This is a genomic window from Cedecea sp. VD22 (assembly GCF_037150195.1).
Taxonomy (GTDB): domain Bacteria; phylum Pseudomonadota; class Gammaproteobacteria; order Enterobacterales; family Enterobacteriaceae; genus Cedecea.
Window position 1 is genome coordinate 210,844 of sequence record NZ_JBBCPX010000001.1, and the last position, 19,162, is coordinate 230,005.

Annotated in this window: 14 protein-coding genes; 10 read left to right on the forward strand and 4 right to left on the reverse strand. The window is 58.2% G+C overall.

Going from position 1 to position 19,162, the window contains the following annotated elements:
* Positions 1 to 140 precede the first annotated feature (140 nt).
* From melR to ldtC, 3 genes are all read left to right on the forward strand, one after another.
* Complete coding sequence (melR, locus tag WFK85_RS01090; RefSeq protein ID WP_166876527.1) at positions 141 to 1,067, forward strand: transcriptional regulator MelR; 927 nt, start codon at positions 141 to 143, stop codon at positions 1,065 to 1,067.
* 116 nt (positions 1,068 to 1,183) lie between these two features.
* Positions 1,184 to 4,630, forward strand: coding sequence for a transcription-repair coupling factor (gene mfd / locus WFK85_RS01095; RefSeq protein WP_336707938.1), 3,447 nt, complete (start codon positions 1,184 to 1,186; stop codon positions 4,628 to 4,630).
* 150 nt (positions 4,631 to 4,780) lie between these two features.
* Positions 4,781 to 5,755 (forward strand): L,D-transpeptidase LdtC, encoded by a 975-nt coding sequence (ldtC, locus tag WFK85_RS01100; protein ID WP_336707936.1) that lies wholly within the window; start codon positions 4,781 to 4,783, stop codon positions 5,753 to 5,755.
* A gap of 105 nt (positions 5,756 to 5,860) precedes the next feature.
* On the opposite strand, the gene bhsA is transcribed toward ldtC, so the two are convergent.
* On the reverse strand, positions 5,861 to 6,118 hold the full coding sequence (gene bhsA, locus WFK85_RS01105; RefSeq protein ID WP_008453418.1) for a multiple stress resistance protein BhsA: 258 nt from the start codon (positions 6,116 to 6,118) through the stop codon (positions 5,861 to 5,863).
* A gap of 247 nt (positions 6,119 to 6,365) precedes the next feature.
* Here bhsA and WFK85_RS01110 point away from each other — a divergent pair, with 247 nt between their 5' ends.
* Positions 6,366 to 7,001, forward strand: coding sequence for a TetR/AcrR family transcriptional regulator (locus WFK85_RS01110; RefSeq protein ID WP_008453420.1), 636 nt, complete (start codon positions 6,366 to 6,368; stop codon positions 6,999 to 7,001).
* 29 nt (positions 7,002 to 7,030) lie between these two features.
* Here WFK85_RS01110 and WFK85_RS01115 read toward each other — a convergent pair whose 3' ends face one another.
* Positions 7,031 to 7,921, reverse strand: coding sequence for a siderophore-interacting protein (locus WFK85_RS01115; RefSeq protein WP_336707932.1), 891 nt, complete (start codon positions 7,919 to 7,921; stop codon positions 7,031 to 7,033).
* Between the two features lie 15 nt (positions 7,922 to 7,936).
* Entirely contained in the window at positions 7,937 to 9,148 is a 1,212-nt protein-coding gene (locus tag WFK85_RS01120; RefSeq protein WP_166875117.1) for an MFS transporter, read from the reverse strand.
* A 132-nt stretch (positions 9,149 to 9,280) separates the two neighbouring features.
* On the opposite strand from WFK85_RS01120, the gene iucA reads away from it, so the two are divergent.
* From iucA to WFK85_RS01150, 6 genes are all read left to right on the forward strand, one after another.
* Positions 9,281 to 11,005 carry an aerobactin synthase IucA gene (gene iucA, locus WFK85_RS01125; RefSeq protein WP_166994050.1) on the forward strand — a complete coding sequence of 575 codons (1,725 nt, stop codon included), beginning with the start codon at positions 9,281 to 9,283 and terminating at the stop codon, positions 11,003 to 11,005.
* Positions 11,006 to 11,953: a N(6)-hydroxylysine O-acetyltransferase gene (gene iucB, locus WFK85_RS01130; RefSeq protein ID WP_336707929.1), complete on the forward strand. Its 948-nt coding sequence runs from the start codon at positions 11,006 to 11,008 to the stop codon at positions 11,951 to 11,953.
* Positions 11,953 to 13,686, forward strand: coding sequence for an aerobactin synthase IucC (gene iucC / locus WFK85_RS01135; RefSeq protein WP_336707927.1), 1,734 nt, complete (start codon positions 11,953 to 11,955; stop codon positions 13,684 to 13,686). The genes iucB and iucC overlap by 1 nt, the downstream gene beginning before the upstream one ends.
* Before the next feature lie 3 nt (positions 13,687 to 13,689).
* The gene (gene iucD / locus WFK85_RS01140; protein WP_336707925.1) at positions 13,690 to 15,045 is read left to right on the forward strand and encodes an NADPH-dependent L-lysine N(6)-monooxygenase; all 1,356 of its coding nucleotides are present in this window, start codon (positions 13,690 to 13,692) and stop codon (positions 15,043 to 15,045) included.
* 122 nt (positions 15,046 to 15,167) lie between these two features.
* A complete protein-coding gene (gene iutA, locus WFK85_RS01145; protein WP_336707923.1) occupies positions 15,168 to 17,369 on the forward strand; it encodes a ferric aerobactin receptor IutA in 2,202 nt (733 codons plus the stop codon).
* Between the two features lie 130 nt (positions 17,370 to 17,499).
* On the forward strand, positions 17,500 to 18,519 hold the full coding sequence (locus WFK85_RS01150; RefSeq protein ID WP_166993776.1) for a Gfo/Idh/MocA family oxidoreductase: 1,020 nt from the start codon (positions 17,500 to 17,502) through the stop codon (positions 18,517 to 18,519).
* A 47-nt stretch (positions 18,520 to 18,566) separates the two neighbouring features.
* On the opposite strand, the gene WFK85_RS01155 is transcribed toward WFK85_RS01150, so the two are convergent.
* Positions 18,567 to 19,103: a glycine zipper 2TM domain-containing protein gene (locus tag WFK85_RS01155; protein WP_008453441.1), complete on the reverse strand. Its 537-nt coding sequence runs from the start codon at positions 19,101 to 19,103 to the stop codon at positions 18,567 to 18,569.
* Positions 19,104 to 19,162 lie beyond the last annotated feature (59 nt).

Genomic DNA, 19,162 nt, shown 5'->3' on the forward strand with positions numbered 1-19,162 from the left:
TACAAAATCTGAGTTTTTGGGAATAAACAGACGGAAAAGCAGAGTATCCGGCCTGTTAGCCAGGCTAATATCAATTGGAGAGGCGGAGGCTGAATCCGTACTGATGGCATGATTCTGATAATTCAGGAAATGGAGCGACAATGATCGATGAGCCAATTACCTTTCTGCCGCCTGACCCGCATATGTGCAACGGCGATGAGAAGCAGACTCGCAGTCCGCTGTCACTCTATTCTGAATATCAGCGTATGGATATTGAGCTCCGTCGACCGCATGCTATGGCCGCCAGCCACTGGCACGGCCAGGTGGAGGTTAACGTGCCGTTTGACGGCGACGTGGAATATCTGATTAACAACGAAGTGGTGCAGATCAAACAGGGCCATATCACGATGTTCTGGGCTTGTACGCCGCATCAGTTAACGCGCCCGGGCAACTGCCGGCAAATGGCGATTTTGAGCCTGCCGATGCACCTCTTTCTCTCCTGGCCACTGGATCGCGAACTCATTAACCACGTGACTCACGGCATGGTGGTGAAATCACTCGAGACTCAGCAGCTCAGCACCTTTGAAGTCCTGCGCTGGCAGCAGGAAGCCAACAGCCCGAACGAGCAGATCCGGCAGTTGGCGATCGATGAAATTGGTCTGATGCTTAAGCGCTTTAGCCTTTCGGGATGGCAGCCTATCCTGCTTAACAAAACCTCGCGCACCCACAAGAACAGCGTCTCCCGTCACGCGCAATTCTATGTCAGCCAGATGCTGGGCTTTATTGCCGATAATTACGATCAGGCGCTGACCATCAACGACGTCGCAGATCACGTAAAACTCAATGCCAACTATGCAATGGGTATTTTCCAGCGCGTCATGCAGCTCACGTTAAAACAGTACATTACGGTGATGCGCGTTAATCACGTACGCGCTCTGCTCAGCGACACCGACAAAACCATCCTCGATGTGGCGATGACCGCGGGGTTCCGATCCAGTAGCCGATTCTATAGCACCTTCAGCCGCTACGTCGGTATGTCACCCCAGCAATATCGCAAGCTCAGCCAGCAGAAACGACAAATGCTCTGAACCGCATCTATCGCTATTTTCAGCGGTTGCACTCGCGCCGCCATCACGGATAATAAGTAGAGAAAATTTATATTATTACCGTGAAAACACGGCTTTCTGGAGAACGCGCGCTGACTATGCCTGAACATGCCCGTTACGACCTACCGAGTAAACCCGCAGAACAACGCCTGCTGGGCGAGCTGACCGGTTCAGCCTGCGCGACCGAAGTCGCCGAAATCGTTGAACGCCATAGCGGCCCGGTGGTGCTGATTGCCCCGGATATGCAGAACGCGCTGCGCCTGCACGATGAAATCACCCAGTTCACCGACAACCTGGTGGTCAATCTCGCCGACTGGGAAACGCTGCCGTACGACAGCTTCTCGCCGCATCAGGAAATCATCTCCTCGCGCCTGTCCACGCTTTACCAGCTGCCGACCATGCAGCGCGGCGTGCTGATCATGCCGGTGAACACGCTGATGCAGCGCGTTTGCCCGCACAGCTACCTGCACGGCCACGCGCTGGTGATGAAAAAAGGCCAGCGCCTGTCACGGGATAACCTGCGCGCGCAGCTGGAACAGGCCGGGTATCGCAGCGTCGACCAGGTAATGGAGCACGGCGAATTTGCCACCCGTGGCGCCCTGCTTGACCTCTACCCGATGGGCAGCGCCCAACCGTACCGCATTGACTTCTTTGACGATGAAATCGACAGCCTGCGCGTCTTCGACGTGGATTCTCAGCGCACGCTGGAAGAAGTGGACGCTATCAATCTGCTGCCGGCCCATGAATTCCCGACCGACAAAAACGCCATTGAGCTGTTCCGTAGCCAGTGGCGCGACAAGTTCGACGTCAAGCGCGACGCCGAACATATCTACCAGCAGGTGAGCAAAGGCACGCTGCCTGCCGGGATCGAATACTGGCAGCCGCTGTTCTTCAGCGAACCGCTGCCGACGCTGTTTAGCTATTTCCCGGCCAACACGCTGCTGGTGAACACCGGCGATCTGGAAGCCAGCGCCGAGCGCTTCTGGCTGGACGCAAACGCCCGCTTTGAAAATCGCGGCGTGGATCCGATGCGCCCTCTTCTGCCGCCGGAAGATCTGTGGCTGAAAACCGACTCTCTGTTTAGCGAGCTGAAAGCCTGGCCGCGCGTGCAGCTCAAAACGGATTCGCTGGCGAAGAAAGCCGCCAACGTGAATCTGGGTTACAAGGCACTGCCGGATCTGGCCGTGCAGACGCAGCAAAAAGCCCCGCTGGACAACCTGCGGAAGTTCCTTGAGTCCTTCACCGGGCCGGTGATTTTCTCTGTCGAAAGCGAAGGCCGCCGTGAAGCCCTGGGCGAACTGCTGGGCCGCATCAAAATCGCACCAAAACGCATTTACCGCCTGGAAGAAGCCGAAAATAACGGCCGCTATCTGATGATCGGCGCCAGCGAGCACGGCTTTATTGATACCCTACGCAACCGGGCGCTGATTTGCGAAAGCGACCTGCTGGGCGAGCGCGTCAGCCGCCGTCGCCAGGACAGCCGCCGCACCATTAACCCGGACACGCTGATCCGCAACCTGGCCGAGCTGCATGCGGGCCAGCCGGTGGTTCACCTGGAACACGGCGTGGGCCGTTACGCCGGGCTGACCACGCTGGAAGCCGGGGGCATTACCGCCGAATACCTGATGCTGACCTACGCGGGCGACGCCAAACTTTACGTCCCGGTTTCGTCCCTGCACCTGATCAGCCGCTACGCGGGCGGCGCCGACGAAAATGCGCCGCTGCACAAGCTGGGCAGCGATGCCTGGTCCCGCGCCCGCCAAAAAGCAGCGGAGAAAGTGCGCGATGTCGCCGCTGAACTGCTGGATATCTATGCGATGCGCGCCGCCAAAGAAGGCTTTGCCTTTAAGCACGATCGCGAGCAGTACCAGCTGTTCTGTGACAGCTTCCCGTTCGAAACTACCCCGGACCAGGCTCAGGCCATCAACGCCGTGCTGAGTGACATGTGTCGCCCGCTGGCGATGGACAGGCTGGTGTGTGGTGACGTGGGCTTCGGTAAAACCGAAGTTGCGATGCGTGCCGCATTCCTGGCAGTGGAGAACAACAAACAGGTGGCGGTGCTGGTGCCGACGACCCTGCTGGCTCAGCAGCACTACGACAACTTCCGCGACCGCTTCGCCAACTGGCCGTTGCGCATTGAAATGCTTTCCCGCTTCCGCAGCGCCAAAGAACAGACTCAAATTCTGGAACAGGCCAGCGAAGGGAAAATCGATATTCTGATCGGCACCCACAAGCTGCTGCAGGCCGACGTGAAATGGCGCGATCTTGGGCTGTTGATTGTCGATGAAGAGCACCGCTTTGGCGTGCGCCACAAAGAGCGCATCAAAGCGATGCGCGCCGACGTGGATATTCTGACGCTGACCGCAACGCCTATTCCGCGAACCCTGAATATGGCAATGAGCGGCATGCGCGACTTGTCGATTATCGCCACGCCTCCGGCACGCCGCCTGGCGGTGAAAACCTTCGTGCGCGAGTACGACAATCTGGTAGTGCGGGAAGCCATCCTGCGTGAAGTGCTGCGCGGTGGCCAGGTGTATTACCTTTTCAACGACGTCGAAAACATTCAGAAAGCCGCCGATAAGCTGGCTGAACTGGTGCCAGAAGCGCGGATTGCCATCGGCCACGGCCAGATGCGCGAGCGCGAGCTGGAGCGGGTGATGAACGACTTCCACCACCAGCGTTTTAACGTGCTGGTGTGCACCACGATCATCGAAACCGGGATCGATATTCCGACCGCCAATACCATCATCATCGAGCGGGCCGACCACTTTGGCCTGGCGCAGCTTCACCAGCTGCGTGGCCGCGTCGGGCGTTCTCACCACCAGGCCTATGCCTGGCTGCTGACGCCGCACCCGAAGGCAATGACCACGGACGCGCAAAAACGCCTGGAGGCCATTGCCTCGCTGGAAGATTTAGGTGCCGGGTTCGCGTTAGCCACCCACGACCTGGAAATTCGCGGCGCGGGCGAGCTGCTGGGGGAAGATCAGAGCGGGCAGATGGAAACTATCGGCTTCTCGCTGTACATGGAGCTGCTGGAAAACGCCGTCGATGCGCTGAAAGAGGGCCGCGAGCCCTCGCTGGAAGATCTCACCAACAGCCAGACAGAGGTCGAGCTGCGAATGCCCGCCCTGCTGCCGGATGATTTTATTCCCGACGTCAATACGCGCCTGTCGTTCTACAAACGCATCGCCAGCGCCAAAGGCGAGCACGAGCTGGACGAGCTGAAAGTTGAGCTGATAGACCGATTTGGCCTTCTGCCGGATGCGGCACGTAATCTGCTGGACATCGCCGCGCTGCGCCAGCAGGCACAGAGGCTGGGCGTGCGTAAGATTGAGGGCAATGAAAAAGGCGGCACCATCGAGTTCGCGGAGAAAAACCACGTTGATCCGGTATGGCTGATTGGCCTGCTGCAGAAGCAGCCGCAGCATTACCGCCTTGACGGCCCTACCCGACTGAAGTTCTTCCAGGAGCTTGAGGACAGGAAAACGCGCATGGAATGGGTGCGTAACTTTATGCGCAGCCTGGCGGAAAACGCCGCGGCCTGACGCCTCTGCGCCTTACCGCCCGGTAAGGCGCAATTTTCTGTGACATTTACACACTCTTTGCAATTCCCAGGACTTCCCGACACGCAGCTCAGCGATAATTGGCGTTTATCTGCCTCAAAAATTAACCATTAAAATCGCAGGGTTTAAGCTATGTTTGCTTCGCGTACTTTGTCTTTCCGCCGCTGGTTTACCGCCGCCGCCTTACTGGGTGCCGCGGCCATGGCGCTGCCCGCCAGCGCTAACGATTATCCGCTTCCCGCCGCTAACAGCCGCCTGATCGGCAAAAACCTGTTCCATCAGGTTGAAAACGACGGCGGTTCGCTGGAGGCCATTGCCAAAAAGTACAACGTCGGTTTCCTGGCGTTGCTGCAGGCCAACCCGGGCGTGGATCCTTATGTGCCCCGCGCCGGGAGCGTGCTGACCATCCCGCGCCAGATGCTGCTGCCGGACGTCCCACGCGAGGGCATCGTGATTAACCTCGCCGAACTGCGTCTGTACTATTTCCCGGCAGGGAAAAACAGCGTCACCGTTTATCCGATTGGCATTGGCCAGCTGGGCGGAGACACGCTGACCCCGACGATGGTGACCAAAATTTCCGACAAACGGGCCAACCCGACCTGGACACCAACGGCCAATATTCGGGCGCGTTACCTGGCGCAGGGCATTAAGCTCCCGGCCGTGGTTCCTGCGGGGCCGGATAACCCGATGGGGCACCACGCGATTCGCCTGGCAGCGTTCGGCGGCGTTTACCTGCTGCACGGCACCAACGCCGACTTCGGCATCGGTATGCGCGTCAGTTCCGGCTGTATCCGCCTGCGCGACGGCGATATCAAAGCGCTGTTCAACACGGTTCCGGTCGGCACTTCAGTGCGCATCATCAACACGCCAATCAAAGCGTCCGTTGAGCCGGATGGCTCCCGCCTGGTTGAAGTTCACCAGCCGCTGTCCAAAGCGATTGATGATGACCCGAAAGTTCTGCCGATTGTGCTAAACGAGCAGATGACGCAGTTCCGCAACGCACCTAAAACCGATGCGCAGGTGATGGAACAGGCCATGGAGCACCGTTCCGGGATGCCGGTCAACGTCAATGCCCATGCGACTGACCAGTTGAACAACGAAATCTGAGTTCAGGTTTTATGCGTAAAAAAAGGCCCTGTCGATAGACAGGGCCTTTTGCTTGCAGTGGCATATAACGAATAAGGTCAAACGTATTGAGGGTTAACGTCTGGCTTATTTATAGATGACGGCAGTACCGTGCAGGGTGTTCGGACCGTTAACGGAGGTAATACGGAACGATTTAGCGCCCATTGCATCGGCCTTCGCGGCCAACTGTTCTTCCAGGGAAGAGAGGTTGCTGCCGGCATTGGCGCTGATGGTGCCAACTTTTTGCTGACCAGCAGGGGTAGCAGAAACTTCAACCGCCGCAAAGCTTGCAAATGAGAGTGAGCTAATCACAGCGGCAGCGAACAGAGTAGTTAAGGTTTTCATGATTCAGGTCCTAAGCAGGTGAACGTTAGGTCGTTAAACTTAATTAGTTAACGATCGATAACTAAATCATAATCGTGATCCACATCACACGTCAACACATTTTAATAACGACCGTTAATTAATTAAAAAAAGCGCTATTTTTCATTGTGATAAGAAATAATTATTTTTCATAACGTGGCACTGGCTACCGCCGCCGATTATTTTTATAATAAGTGTTCACTAATTAGACAGAGGTTAAACGGCAGGTATGGCAACCGAGACTTTAAGTTGCAGCAAAAAAAGCCGTGGCCGTCCAAAAGTGTTTGACAGGGAAGCAGCACTCGACAAGGCCATGACACTCTTCTGGCAGCATGGCTATGAAGCAACATCCATGGCGCATCTGGTAGAAGCCACCGGGGCAAAGGCCCCAACGCTCTACGCGGAGTTCATCAACAAAGAAGGCCTGTTCCGCGCGGTGCTGGATCGCTATATCGCGCGTTTTGCGGCGAAGCACGAGGCCTGCCTGTTCTGTGAAGAGCAGACCATGGAAGCCGCGCTGGAGAACTATCTTTCCGCGGTCGCGCAATGTTTTACCGATAAGAGCACGCCCGCTGGTTGCTTTATCATTTGCACCTCATCCGTGCTGGCCGCGTCGTCGGAAGACATCGCCGCAACGATAAAAGCCCGCCATGCCGTGCAGGAACAAACGCTGGTGCGTTTCCTTGAAATGCGCCAGCAAAAAGGCGAGATCCCGGCGGAACGTAACATTCGCTGCCTGGCAAAATACCTGTGCTGCATCATTCAGGGGATGTCGGTCAGCGCCCGCGAGAACGCCAGCTATGAAGAGTTAATGCAGATTGTGAAAACCACGGTGATGTTGATGCCGCAGTTGAAGAAGATCTGATCCAGGGCGGCCAATGGCCGCCCTTTTCACTAGCGAACTCGCCCTTTCGCCCAGTAGGCCATAAAGTTAATGGCTTCTTGCTCAACGCCACGTTCGCCAATCAAATGGCGGCGCAGCAGCTTAACCACCGTCGACTCCGCCGCTACCCAGCCGTAAAACTCGTTGCTACCGGTGGTGGCTTTATCCCACAGCAGTTCGCCTTCGGCCTCTTCCTGGACGGCTTCGTGATGGCCGCTTTCCGGCACCCTCGCCTGCATTTTTACCGCCTGAATCAGGCATTCGCCGTGGGTGGCAGAGACGGTTTTGCGCGGCAGCCAGTTGATCTCGGCGAAGCCATAGGCGCTTAAGTCCACGCAGTCCCCTTCGTCCGGCACCTCAAAAAAGGCCTGTATTTTTGGCGGCTGAGCCTGGCGAGCCAGCATTTCCAGAATGCCTCGTGCGGCGGGTAAAGCCGTCTCATCAGCGATAATCAGCGCGTTTCGCAGCCCGGCAGGCGGCGTCCATTCATAGCCGCCGCTGTCTTCCGGGTGGGCGGCGTTCGGGGCCACAATCTGGATAGCATCGCCGGGAACAGAATTAATCGCCCATACGGAGGCCGGGCCTTCAGTGCCGTGGCTGACAAACTCCACCGTCACTTCCTGACGGGCAGGATCGACATGGCGCAGCGTATAGGTACGGATCACCGGGCGCTTCTCTTTTGGCATCCCCTGGGCAATCTGGTACCACTGCCCTTCGGCAGGCAGCGACGGCAGCGTTCCGTCTTCGGACGGAAACAGCATTTTAATACGCTGATCAGGCGAGTCACATTTCATCTGCGCCACATCAGGCCCGCTAAATACCAGGCTCAGCAGCGAAGGCGACACGGCCGTTTTCCGCGCCAGTTGAACGTTAAACAGACGATAGCCCTGAACTCCAGCCATAACTTTTCCTTACGCTTAAATTACAGAATGACGTGAACGGTGGCGGCTGCGCCAGATAACGCCGGACACCACGGTAAATAACACGGCGGCTAAAAAGGCCACCATAATCAGCGCTGCCTCAGCGCCCGTTTTTGATACCAGCGGCACCAGCATGGCACAAAGCCCGTAGCCCAGAGTGTGGCTGGTCGCGACCCAGCCGGCCCCTGCCCCATCGGCAAGCTTGTCGTTCAGCAACAGCTGATAGGCCGGGGTCGCCAGCGCGGCCCCAAACGACAGTACCGCGCAGCCGACGTAAAACAGCCACAGCTGAACGGAAATCATCATCGCCAGGCCAACGATCATCAGCAGCCCGGCGCTCAACAGGAGCCCCATTGGCTTCAGGCGCTGTGGCCGGAGAATGCCAAACTGTGCGGAGAGCGAAGCCACCGCGGCCAGGCTCAGCAGCCAGGCAACCTGATGGCTAATTGCGGCGGTATCCGTGGCAAACTGGCGACCAAGCGCCGGAGAGAGCCCCAGCTGCATCAGGCTGACCGAGGCCGAAAGCAGCAAGGCACACAGCAGATAAGGCAGGCAATCGGGCCGAAGACGAGCGCTTTTACGCTCGGCTGCGGGCTGCGGCGGCGTGCCCGGCAGACGTAACAGCATCACCAGCGCCAGCAGCGGGGCGACCATCAGAAGTCCCAACGGGGCGAGCGGATGAATCGCCAGCATGCCAGCGGCGCAAAGCGGGCCAAACAAGCGCCCGCTGCTCAGCCCGGAGCTGATCGTGGCCAGCGCCGCCATGCGCTTTCCTTCCCCGGCACGCTGCAGCGCCCAGACCTGGCAGGCCGGAACCATCGCCGACACGGTCAAGCCGTAGATAATCCTCGCCACAATCAATATGCCCAGCCCGAGATAACCCGCGACCGCATCCGTGGCCAGCAGCAGGCAGCCAAGTCCGAGCAGCATAAAGCTTGCGCCATAGCCTCCCAGCGCCCAAAGCACCACGGGCTTACTGCCGAGGCGCGCAATCTGTTTCCCCCACCACGGCGAGGACGGTAAAAACAGCATCGACCCAAGCGTTAGCAATGCCGCCCAGACGGACAGGCTCAGATGTGTCTGCATCACCAGCACCGGGATCGCGACCAGCAGGCCGTTTTGCCCGACGCCAAGTAGCCCGGCGCTCAGCGCAAGTGGCCAACAGGAAAGGGATTTTTGCGGCGAATCCGCCAGTTCTAGCGATGTCAAAATGTTACTAACCCGTGTGGTTATTGTGCGTATTTGTAAAATTAATTTTATCTATTCTAACAATTGTTATTGATAATGAGAAACGTTATCGGCAGAATTCGCATTATCATAACGCGTGGAAACTGTTTGATGATGACTTTGCCAAATAAAACTCTGGCCTGGGATGTGGCCGCACAGTGCTTTCTTAATTCCCTTGTCCGTGAAACCAGCGACTGGCGACTGACCGACAGCCACCCAGCCGAACTCATTATCCCCCTGGGGGAACAGCAGGCGCTCTACTTCAAAGTGGCCTATTTCTCTCCCACCCAGCATCACCGCTTCGAATTCCCGGCTCGTCTGGTCACTGCCACCGGCAGTCAGCCGATAGACTTCACCACCCTTTCCCAGCTGATTGTCGATAAACTCCAGCACCAGCAGATGCTGCCAGCCACCGGCTGCGAAGCGTTTTATCAGCGCGTAATGGAAAGCCATGCCCACACGCAGCAGGCGATTGAAGCCCGTCATGACTGGAATGGGCTGCGCGAAAAAGCGCTGAATTTTGGCGAAGCCGAGCAGGCATTGCTGGTGGGACACGCCTTTCACCCGGCGCCAAAATCCCACGAACCGTTTAACCAGCAGGAAGCCGAGCGCTATCTGCCTGACTTCGCCCCGCATTTCCCGCTGCGCTGGTTCGCCGTAGATAAAAGCTACCTGGCGGGCGAAAGTCTGCACCTCAATCTGCAGCAGCGCCTGACGCGCTTTGCGGCTGAAAATGCGCCGCAGCTGCTGAGCGAGCTCAGCGACAATCAATGGCTGTTCCCGCTGCATCCGTGGCAGGCCGGCTATCTGCTGGAGCAGGACTGGTGCCAGCAGCTGGTCGCCAAAGGTTTGGTGAAAGATTTAGGCGAAGCCGGTGCACCATGGCTGCCGACCACTTCTTCGCGCTCGCTTTACTGCGCCACCAGCCGCGACATGATCAAGTTTTCTCTGAGCGTGCGCCTGACCAACTCCGTGCGTACGCTGTCGGTAAAAGAAGTTAAACGCGGCATGCGCCTGGCGCGCCTGGCGCAAACTGACCGCTGGCAAACGCTGCAGGCCCGCTTCCCGACCTTCCGCGTGATGCAGGAAGACGGCTGGGCCGGACTGCGCGATCTCCACGGCAACATCATGGAAGAAAGCCTGTTTGCCCTGCGCGAAAACCTGCTGGTTGAGCAGCCGCAGAGCCAGACTAACGTCCTGGTTTCCCTGACCCAGTCAGCCCCGGACGGCGGAGATTCCCTGCTGGTTGCCGCCGTGAACCGCCTGAGCTCTCGTCTTAGGATCACGCCGAAACAGGCTGCACACGCCTGGGTCGACGCCTATTGCCAGCAGGTGCTGAAGCCGCTGTTTACCGCCGAAGCGGATTACGGCCTGGTTCTCCTCGCTCACCAACAAAATATTCTGGTGGAGATGCAGCAGGATCTGCCGGTCGGGCTTATCTACCGCGACTGCCAGGGCAGCGCTTTTATGCCGCATGCCGCAGGCTGGCTCGACATGATTGGCGAAGCACAGGCGGAAAACGTCTTCACCCGCGAACAGCTGCTGCGCTACTTCCCTTACTACCTGCTGGTCAATTCGACCTTCGCCGTGACCGCCGCGCTGGGTGCTGCGGGGCTGGATAGCGAAGTGAACCTGATGAGCCGTGTACGCAGCGCGCTTAGCGCCGTGCGTGACGAGGTGACGCATAAAACCTGCCTCGACTACGTGCTGGAAAGCCCGCACTGGAACGTGAAGGGGAACTTCTTCTGCTACCTGCACGACCATAACGAAAACACCATCGTCGATCCTTCGGTGATTTACTTCGACTTTGTAAACCCGCTGCTGGCTCAGGAGGGCTGAATGTTTCAGGCATCTATTGTTCACGGCGGCCACGGGCTGTGCTGTGAAAAGCTCAATAAGCCTCTGAATCTGAGCTGGGGCCAGGACGGCGGCGCGGTCCTGCACTGGCCGGGCGAACTGCCTGCAGGCTGGCTGCGCGATGCGCTGGATCAGATGTTCGTCGCGGCACCGCAGCTTACCTCCATCGTGCTGCCTTACGCCGAATGGCGGGAAGAACCGCAGGCGCTGGTGCTGTTCGATCTGCTGAAAAGCGACATCGTTCACCGCGCAACCTTCTGGCAGCAACCGCTGTGGCTCAGCGCTCCGGCGAAGCATGCTTCCGGCGAAATGGTATTTGACGCTGAGCGCGAGATCTATTACCCGCTGCGCCCTGCCCGCCCGTCCGGTGAAGTTTACCGCCGCTACGATCCGCGCGTTCGCAAAACGCTGAGTTTCCGCGTGGCCGATCCGGCGTTGGACGCAGAACATTTTACCCGCTGGATGAACGATCCGCGCGTGGACTATTTCTGGGAGCAAAGCGGCTCGCGGGAGGTACAAACCGCGTATCTGGAGCGCCAGCTCACCGGAAAACATGCGTTTCCGCTGATCGGCTGCTTTGATGACCAGCCGTTCAGCTACTTCGAAATTTACTGGGCAGCGGAAGATCGCATCGGCCGCCATTACCCGTGGCAGCCGTTTGATCGCGGCCTGCATCTGCTGGTGGGCGAGCAGCAGTGGCGCGGCGCGCACTATGTACAAAGCTGGCTGCGTGGCTTAACCCACTACCTTCTGCTGGACGAGCCGCGCACGCAGCGTACCGTGCTGGAGCCGCGCGCCGACAACCAGCGCCTGTTCAAGCATCTGGAGCCTGCGGGCTATGTGACGCGCAAGGAATTTGACTTCCCGCACAAGCGTTCACGCCTGGTCATGGCTAACCGCCACAACTTCTTTAGCGAGGTAGGCCTGTAATGAATCGCAAGGATTGGGATTTCGTTAACCGCCAGCTGGTAGCCAAAATGCTGGCTGAGCTGGAGTACGAGCAGGTTTTTCAGGCCGAATCGCTGGGCGAAAATCGCTACTGCATCAGCTTAGCCGGGGCCGAGTGGCATTTTAACGCCGAGCGCGGCATCTGGGGCTGGCTGTGGGTAGACGCGCAAACGCTGCGCTGTGCGGACGAGCCTGTGCTAGCGCAGACGCTGCTCATGCAGCTCAAGCCGGTGTTGTCGATGAGCGACGCCACCGTGGCCGAGCATATGCAGGATCTGTACGCCACGCTGCTGGGCGACCTGCAGCTGCTGAAAGCGCGCCGCGGCATGAGCGCTGATAACCTGATCGATCTCGACGCTGACCGCCTGCAGTGCCTGCTGAGCGGCCACCCGAAATTTGCCTTTAACAAAGGGCGTCGCGGCTGGGGCAAAGAGGCGCTGGAGCGCTATGCGCCGGAGTATGCCAATACCTTCCAGCTGCACTGGCTGGCGGTTAAACGCGAACATATGGTCTGGCGCTGCGATAGCGAACTGGATATTCAGCAGCTTATCGCCGCCGCGATGGACGAGCAGGAGCTGGCCCGCTTTACGCAGGCGTGGCAGAACAATGGCCTGGATGATAACTGGCTGCCGCTGCCGGTGCATCCGTGGCAGTGGCAGCAGAAAATTGCGCTGGATTTCGTGGCCGATCTCGCCGAAGGCAAGATGGTGTCTCTGGGCGAATTTGGCGATCAGTGGCTGGCCCAGCAGTCGCTGCGCACCCTGACCAACGCCAGCCGCCAGGGCGGGTTAGACATCAAGCTGCCGCTGACGATTTACAACACCTCCTGCTACCGCGGTATTCCGGGCAAGTACATTGCCGCCGGGCCGCTGGCTTCCCGCTGGCTGCAGAACGTCTTTGCTACCGACAGCACGCTGGTGAAAACCGGGGCGGTGATCCTCGGCGAACCGGCTGCCGGCTATGTTTCTCATGAGGGCTACGCCGCGCTGGCTCAGGCGCCCTATCGCTACCAGGAGATGCTGGGCGTTATCTGGCGCGAGAACCCGACCCGCTGGCTGAAGCCTGACGAGACGCCGATTCTGATGGCGACCCTGATGGAGTGCGACGAAAACAATCAGCCGCTGATTGGGGCCTATATTGCCCGCTCCGGCATGGATGCAGAAGCCTGGCTGACGCAGATGTTCCGCGTGGTGGTGGTGCCGCTGTATCACCTGCTCTGCCGCTATGGCGTGGCGCTGATCGCCCATGGACAAAATATTACGCTAGCCATGAAAGACGGCGTGCCGCAGCGCGTGCTGCTGAAAGATTTTCAGGGCGATATGCGTCTGGTGAAGGATGAGTTCCCGGAGATGGACTCCCTGCCTCAGGAAGTGCGGGATGTGACCGCCCGCCTGAGCGCCGACTATTTAATTCATGATTTGCAGACCGGCCATTTTGTGACGGTGCTGCGTTTTGTTTCGCCGCTCATGGCCCGCCTTGGCGTGCCGGAGAGACGCTTTTATCAGCTGCTGGCCGCAGTGTTGAGTGATTACATGCAGGAACACCCGCAAATGTCGGCGCGTTTTGCGCTTTTCTCACTCTTTAAGCCACAAATCATCCGCGTTGTGCTGAACCCGGTAAAACTGACCTGGCCTGACCAGGACGGCGGTAGCCGTATGCTGCCGAATTACCTCGAGGATCTGCAAAACCCGCTGTGGCTGGTAACCAGGGATTGAATTATGACAAACACTGTTGATTTTATTGGCGTAGGTATCGGCCCGTTTAACCTGAGCATTGCGGCGCTGTCTCACGAAGCAGAGGGATTTAGCAGCCAGTTCTTTGACAGCCGCCCTGACTTTGCGTGGCACCCGGGCATGTTAGTGCCGGACTGCCATATGCAGACCATGTTCCTGAAAGACCTGGTCAGCGCCGTGGCCCCCACCAGCCCGTTCAGCTTTGTGAACTACCTGGTGAAACGTAAAAAATTCTACCGTTTTCTGACCACCGAGCTGCGCACCGTCTCGCGCGATGAGTTTTCGGACTACCTGCGCTGGGCCGCAGAGTGCATGAACAACCTGCAGTTTAACCAGACGGTTGAGCGCGTTGATTTCGACGAGCAGCGCAAGCTGTTTGTGGTGCAGACCGGCCAGGGGGAAACGCTGGCGCGCAACATTTGCCTCGGCATTGGCAAGCAGCCTCACCTGCCGCCGTGCGTAAAAGCCGCCACGCCAACCTGCTTCCACGCCAGCGAAATGAGCCTGCGTCTGCCGAATCTGGCCGGGAAACGCGTCACGGTGGTTGGCGGCGGGCAAAGCGGTGCCGACCTGTTCCTGAATGCGTTCCGTGGCGCCTGGGGCGAAGTTGCCGAAGTGAACTGGGTTTCACGCCGCAATAACTTTAACGCGCTGGATGAAGCCGCGTTTGCCAACGAATACTTCACGCCGGAATACGTCACCGGCTTTGTGGGCCTGAATGAAGGCGCGCGGCAGAAAATGCTCGATGAGCAGAAGATGACCTCCGACGGCATTACCGCCGATTCGCTGCTGACCATCTACCGCGAGCTGTATCACCGCTTTGAAGTGCTCGGGCTGCCGCGCAATGCTCGCCTGCTGCCAAGCCGCTCTGTAACAGGCCTTGAAAGCCGTGGCCAGGGCTGGCAGCTGCTGCTGGAACACCATCTGGACAAGGGCTATGACACGCTGGACAGCGACGTGGTGATTTTCGCCACCGGCTACCGCCCTACGCTGCCGCAAATGCTTTCGCCGTTAATGTCACGCATGACGATGCTGGATGAGTGCAACTTCAAAGTGCGCGACGACTTTACGCTGGAGTGGAATGGCCCGGCCGGAAATAACATCTTCGCGGTCAACGCCAGCATGCAAACCCACGGCATTGCCGAGCCGCAGCTGAGCCTGATGGCGTGGCGCTCCGCCAAAATCCTGAATCGCGCGCTGGGGCGTGATTTGTTCGATCTCAGTACGCCGCCCGCGCTGATCCAATGGCGCAGCGGCAGCCGGGAAAAACCGCAGCACAGCGCTGCGTCCTTAACTCACTACTCCTCAAAATCATTCGAAATGCAGCCCGGCGCTAACTGAGTTTATCCCCCGGCACGCAGGCCACTGCGGGACGGGGGTAACCGTTAACCCCGCGTCAAATTGAAGAATGACGAGGACACAGCATATTTGGGCCGATGTTTGTCAGCCCGTATGAAGGAACAATGATGATAACCAAAAAGCAAACGCTTTGGGCGCTCAATCCGTTACTGCTCGCCATGATGGCGCCGGCAGTGGCACAGCAAACCAGTGACGAGACGATGGTGGTTTCCGCCAACCGCAGCAACCGCACCGTCGCCGAGATGGCCCAAACCACCTGGGTGATCGAGAAAGCCGAACTGGAGCAGCAGATCCAGGGCGGCAAAGAGTTTAAAGATGCGCTGGCCCAGCTGATCCCCGGCCTCGACGTCAGCAGCCAGAGCCGTACCAACTACGGCATGAACGTCCGTGGTCGCCCGCTGGTCGTGCTGGTTGACGGCGTGCGTCTCAACTCTTCCCGTACCGACAGCCGCCAGCTGGACTCTATCGATCCGTTCAACATCGATCATATTGAAGTCATTTCCGGCGCGACCGCCCTGTACGGCGGCGGCAGTACCGGCGGTCTGATTAATATCGTGACCAAAAAAGGCCAGAAGGATACACAGGTAGAGTTTGAGACCGGGATCAAGAGCGGCTTTAACAGCAGCAAAGACCACGATGAGCGCGTCGCCAGTGCCATTTCCGGCGGGAACGACCATATTTCTGGCCGTGCGTCAGTGGCCTATCAGAAATTCGGCGGCTGGTTTGACGGCAACGGTGATGCCACCCTGCTCGACAACACCCAGACCGGGTTACAGTATTCCGACCGCCTGGACGTGATGGGTACCGGCACGCTGAATATCGATGAAAACCAGCAGCTGCAGCTCGTTACCCAGTATTACAAAAGTAAGGGCGACGACGACTACGGCCTGAACCTCGGGAAAAACTTCTCTGCCATCAGCGGGACAAGCAGCCCGTACGTGAGCAAAGGACTGAACTCTGACCGTGTTCCGGGCACAGAGCGCCACCTGATCAGCATGCAGTATTCCAACAGCGACTTCCTCGGTCAGGAGCTGGTGGGCCAGGTTTACTACCGCGATGAATCGCTGCTGTTCTATCCGTTCCCGACGGTAAACGCCAACAAAAAAGCCACGGCGTTCTCCTCTTCCCAGCAGGATACTAATCAGTACGGCGCGAAGCTGACGCTGAACAGCAAGCCGCTCGACGGCTGGCAGCTGACCTACGGCCTGGACGCGGACCACGAGCGCTTCACCTCCAACCAGATGTTCTTCGATTTGGCACAGGCCAGCGCCTCCGGTGGCCTGAACAACCAGAAAATCTATACCACCGGACGTTACCCGGCGTATGACATCAGCAACATGGCGGCGTTCCTGCAGTCCAGCTATGACATCAACGAGATCTTTACCCTGAGCGGCGGCGTGCGTTACCAGTACACCGAGAACAAGATTGATGATTTCATCGGCTACGCGCAGCAGCAGCAAATCGCGGCCGGCACGGCAAAATCTGCTGACGCCATTCCTGGCGGCTCCACCGACTACGACAACTTCCTGTTCAACGCCGGCCTGCTGATGCACATCACCGAGCGCCAACAGGCCTGGCTGAATTTCTCCCAGGGCGTGGAGCTGCCTGATCCGGGTAAATACTACGGCCGTGGCACCTATGGCGCGGCGGTTAACGGCCACCTGCCGCTGACCAACAGCGTCAACGTCGGCGCGAGCAAACTGCAGGGCGTGAAGGTTGATTCCTACGAACTGGGCTGGCGCTACACCGGCGACAGCCTGCGCACGCAGATTGCCGCCTACTACTCGCTGTCCGATAAGAGCGTGCTGGCGAATAAAGACCTGACCATCAGCGTTGTTGACGACAAGCGTCGTATTTACGGCGTGGAAGGCGCGGTGGACTACTTTATTCCAGACACCAACTGGAGCACCGGCGCTAACTTCAACGTCTTAAAAACCGAGTCAAAAGTTAACGGCAGCTGGCAGAAATATGACGTGAAAGTCGCCAGCCCGTCGAAAGCGACCGCCTATATTGGCTGGGCACCAGATCCGTGGAGCCTTCGCGTGCAGAGCACAACGTCGTTTAACGTAAGCGACGCGGCAGGCTACAGCATCGACGGTTACACCACTGTTGATTTACTGGGCAGCTACGAGCTTCCGGCGGGTAAACTCAGCTTTAGCGTCGAAAACGTCTTTGACCGTGATTACACCACCGTTTGGGGCCAGCGTGCGCCACTGTACTACAGCCCGGGCTACGGCCCTGCTTCGCTGTATGACTACAAAGGCCGTGGTCGCACCTTCGGCATGAACTACTCTGTGCTGTTCTAAGCCTCTTCCTTGCCCGGCAGCTGCCGGGCAAGTTCACACGCTTACCCTTCCTAACAGTTTATCCCTCGACCCGCGTAAAATAGTCTTTTAAAAATAAGGGATATTTTCCTCTCTTATGACCGGAGACGATATGCAAGTTGGGTTTATTGGCGTGGGCAGCGTAATAGAAACGGCTTACCTGCCAGCTATTCAGCGACTCGCCCGGCGCGATGTGGTTTGCTATGGGTTTGATCCCGCCCCATGCTACCGCTCTGATGCCATCACGCTTCTCCCCTCCCTAACCCAGCTTCTGGCGCTGCCGCTTGACCTGGTGTTTATCACCACGTCATCGCTCCAGCATTGGCCGATCCTGAAGCAGGTGCTACAGCAAAGTTCGCTGCCCGTCGTGGTGGAAAAACCCGTCTCGGCAACGCTTCAGCAGTTGGACGAACTGACATCATTGCTGAGCGATCCGGCCATTGCCGCGCGGGTGCTCGCCCTGGATCACTGGATGGTGAGAACCGATGCGGCACGTTTTATCGACCGCCTCGAAGATATCGACCGTATCGAGGGATTCCTGCTGGAGCCCAGCGGGTTTAATGCCGTCGGAGAGCCGATTGCGCTGAATTTTGCCACCGGCGAGCCTGATACTCGTGCGCTGCACCACCCGGACGGCGTTATCGTGGACATCGGCACGCATGTGCTGGCGATGATGCGCGAAACGCTGATGCAGGCGGGCGCTGACGAAGCGCTGGAGCTGGAGTTGCTGCTGGCCAAAGACCGGCTCGGCAACGGCATTGTGCCCGGCGATGTCACCACGGCAGAGGGCCAGGCGCTGCTGCGCGGGGAAATGGGCGGCATCCCCTGCGTGCTGCAGCTGAACAAATATGCCGGGCCCGCAGGGGGGCAAAAAGGTATTAATATCGTGCTGAAAGATGGCAGAGTGATTGCCGTCGACAGACGCGGGGTAAATGAAACCCTGAGCGTTGACGACGAGGTAAAACTGGATATCAGCGGACCGCTGTACGACCGCTGCCTCGGAGAGGTCATTTTTGCCGGTAAAACACTGTTTGAGCAGGCTCCTGTGACGATTCCCGCCTTAACCCGCCGCAGAATTCAGGAAGTCAGGGTTTTATTGACGCTGCAGCAAACGCTGCGCGGCGAGCACTAGAAACACAAAACCCGCCGAAAGGCGGGTTTATATTTTAAGACTCGGTATCAGGCTTTGTTCAGCACCAGCTGGCCTTTGCTGTCCAGCGGGATCTGAGTGCCAGGGTCTTTATCCATGCGGATTTTGCCCTGCTGATCGCCGATTTTGTAGGTCACATCATAACCGAGCATTTTTTCTGATTTGTCATACACAGTCTTGCAGCGCTGCTGGGTGGTGGTGTAGGTATCCCCCTCCTGCATCGCGCCCTGCACCTGGTTCCCGGCGTAGCCGCCGCCCAGCGCGCCCACGACCGTGGCAACATCCTTCCCGCGTCCACCGCCAAACTGATGACCAAGGACGCCCCCGGCCACCGCGCCCAGAGCAGAACCTAAAATACGGTTCTCATCCTGAACAGGTTTGCGGTGCGTCACGGCCACATTGCGGCACTCCTGACGCGGTGTTTTAACCGTTTCCTTGATTGGCGTCGCTGACACCACCTGTGCATACTGGGGACCACGGTCAAACACGTTCAAACTGGCTACCGCAGCCACGCCCAGCGCAGCGGCCACGCCAATACCTATACCCGCTAACATTGATTTATTCACAGGACATCCTCCTGACCTTGTTGTTAACCTAATTTTGCACTGCAGTGACAATATTGAGA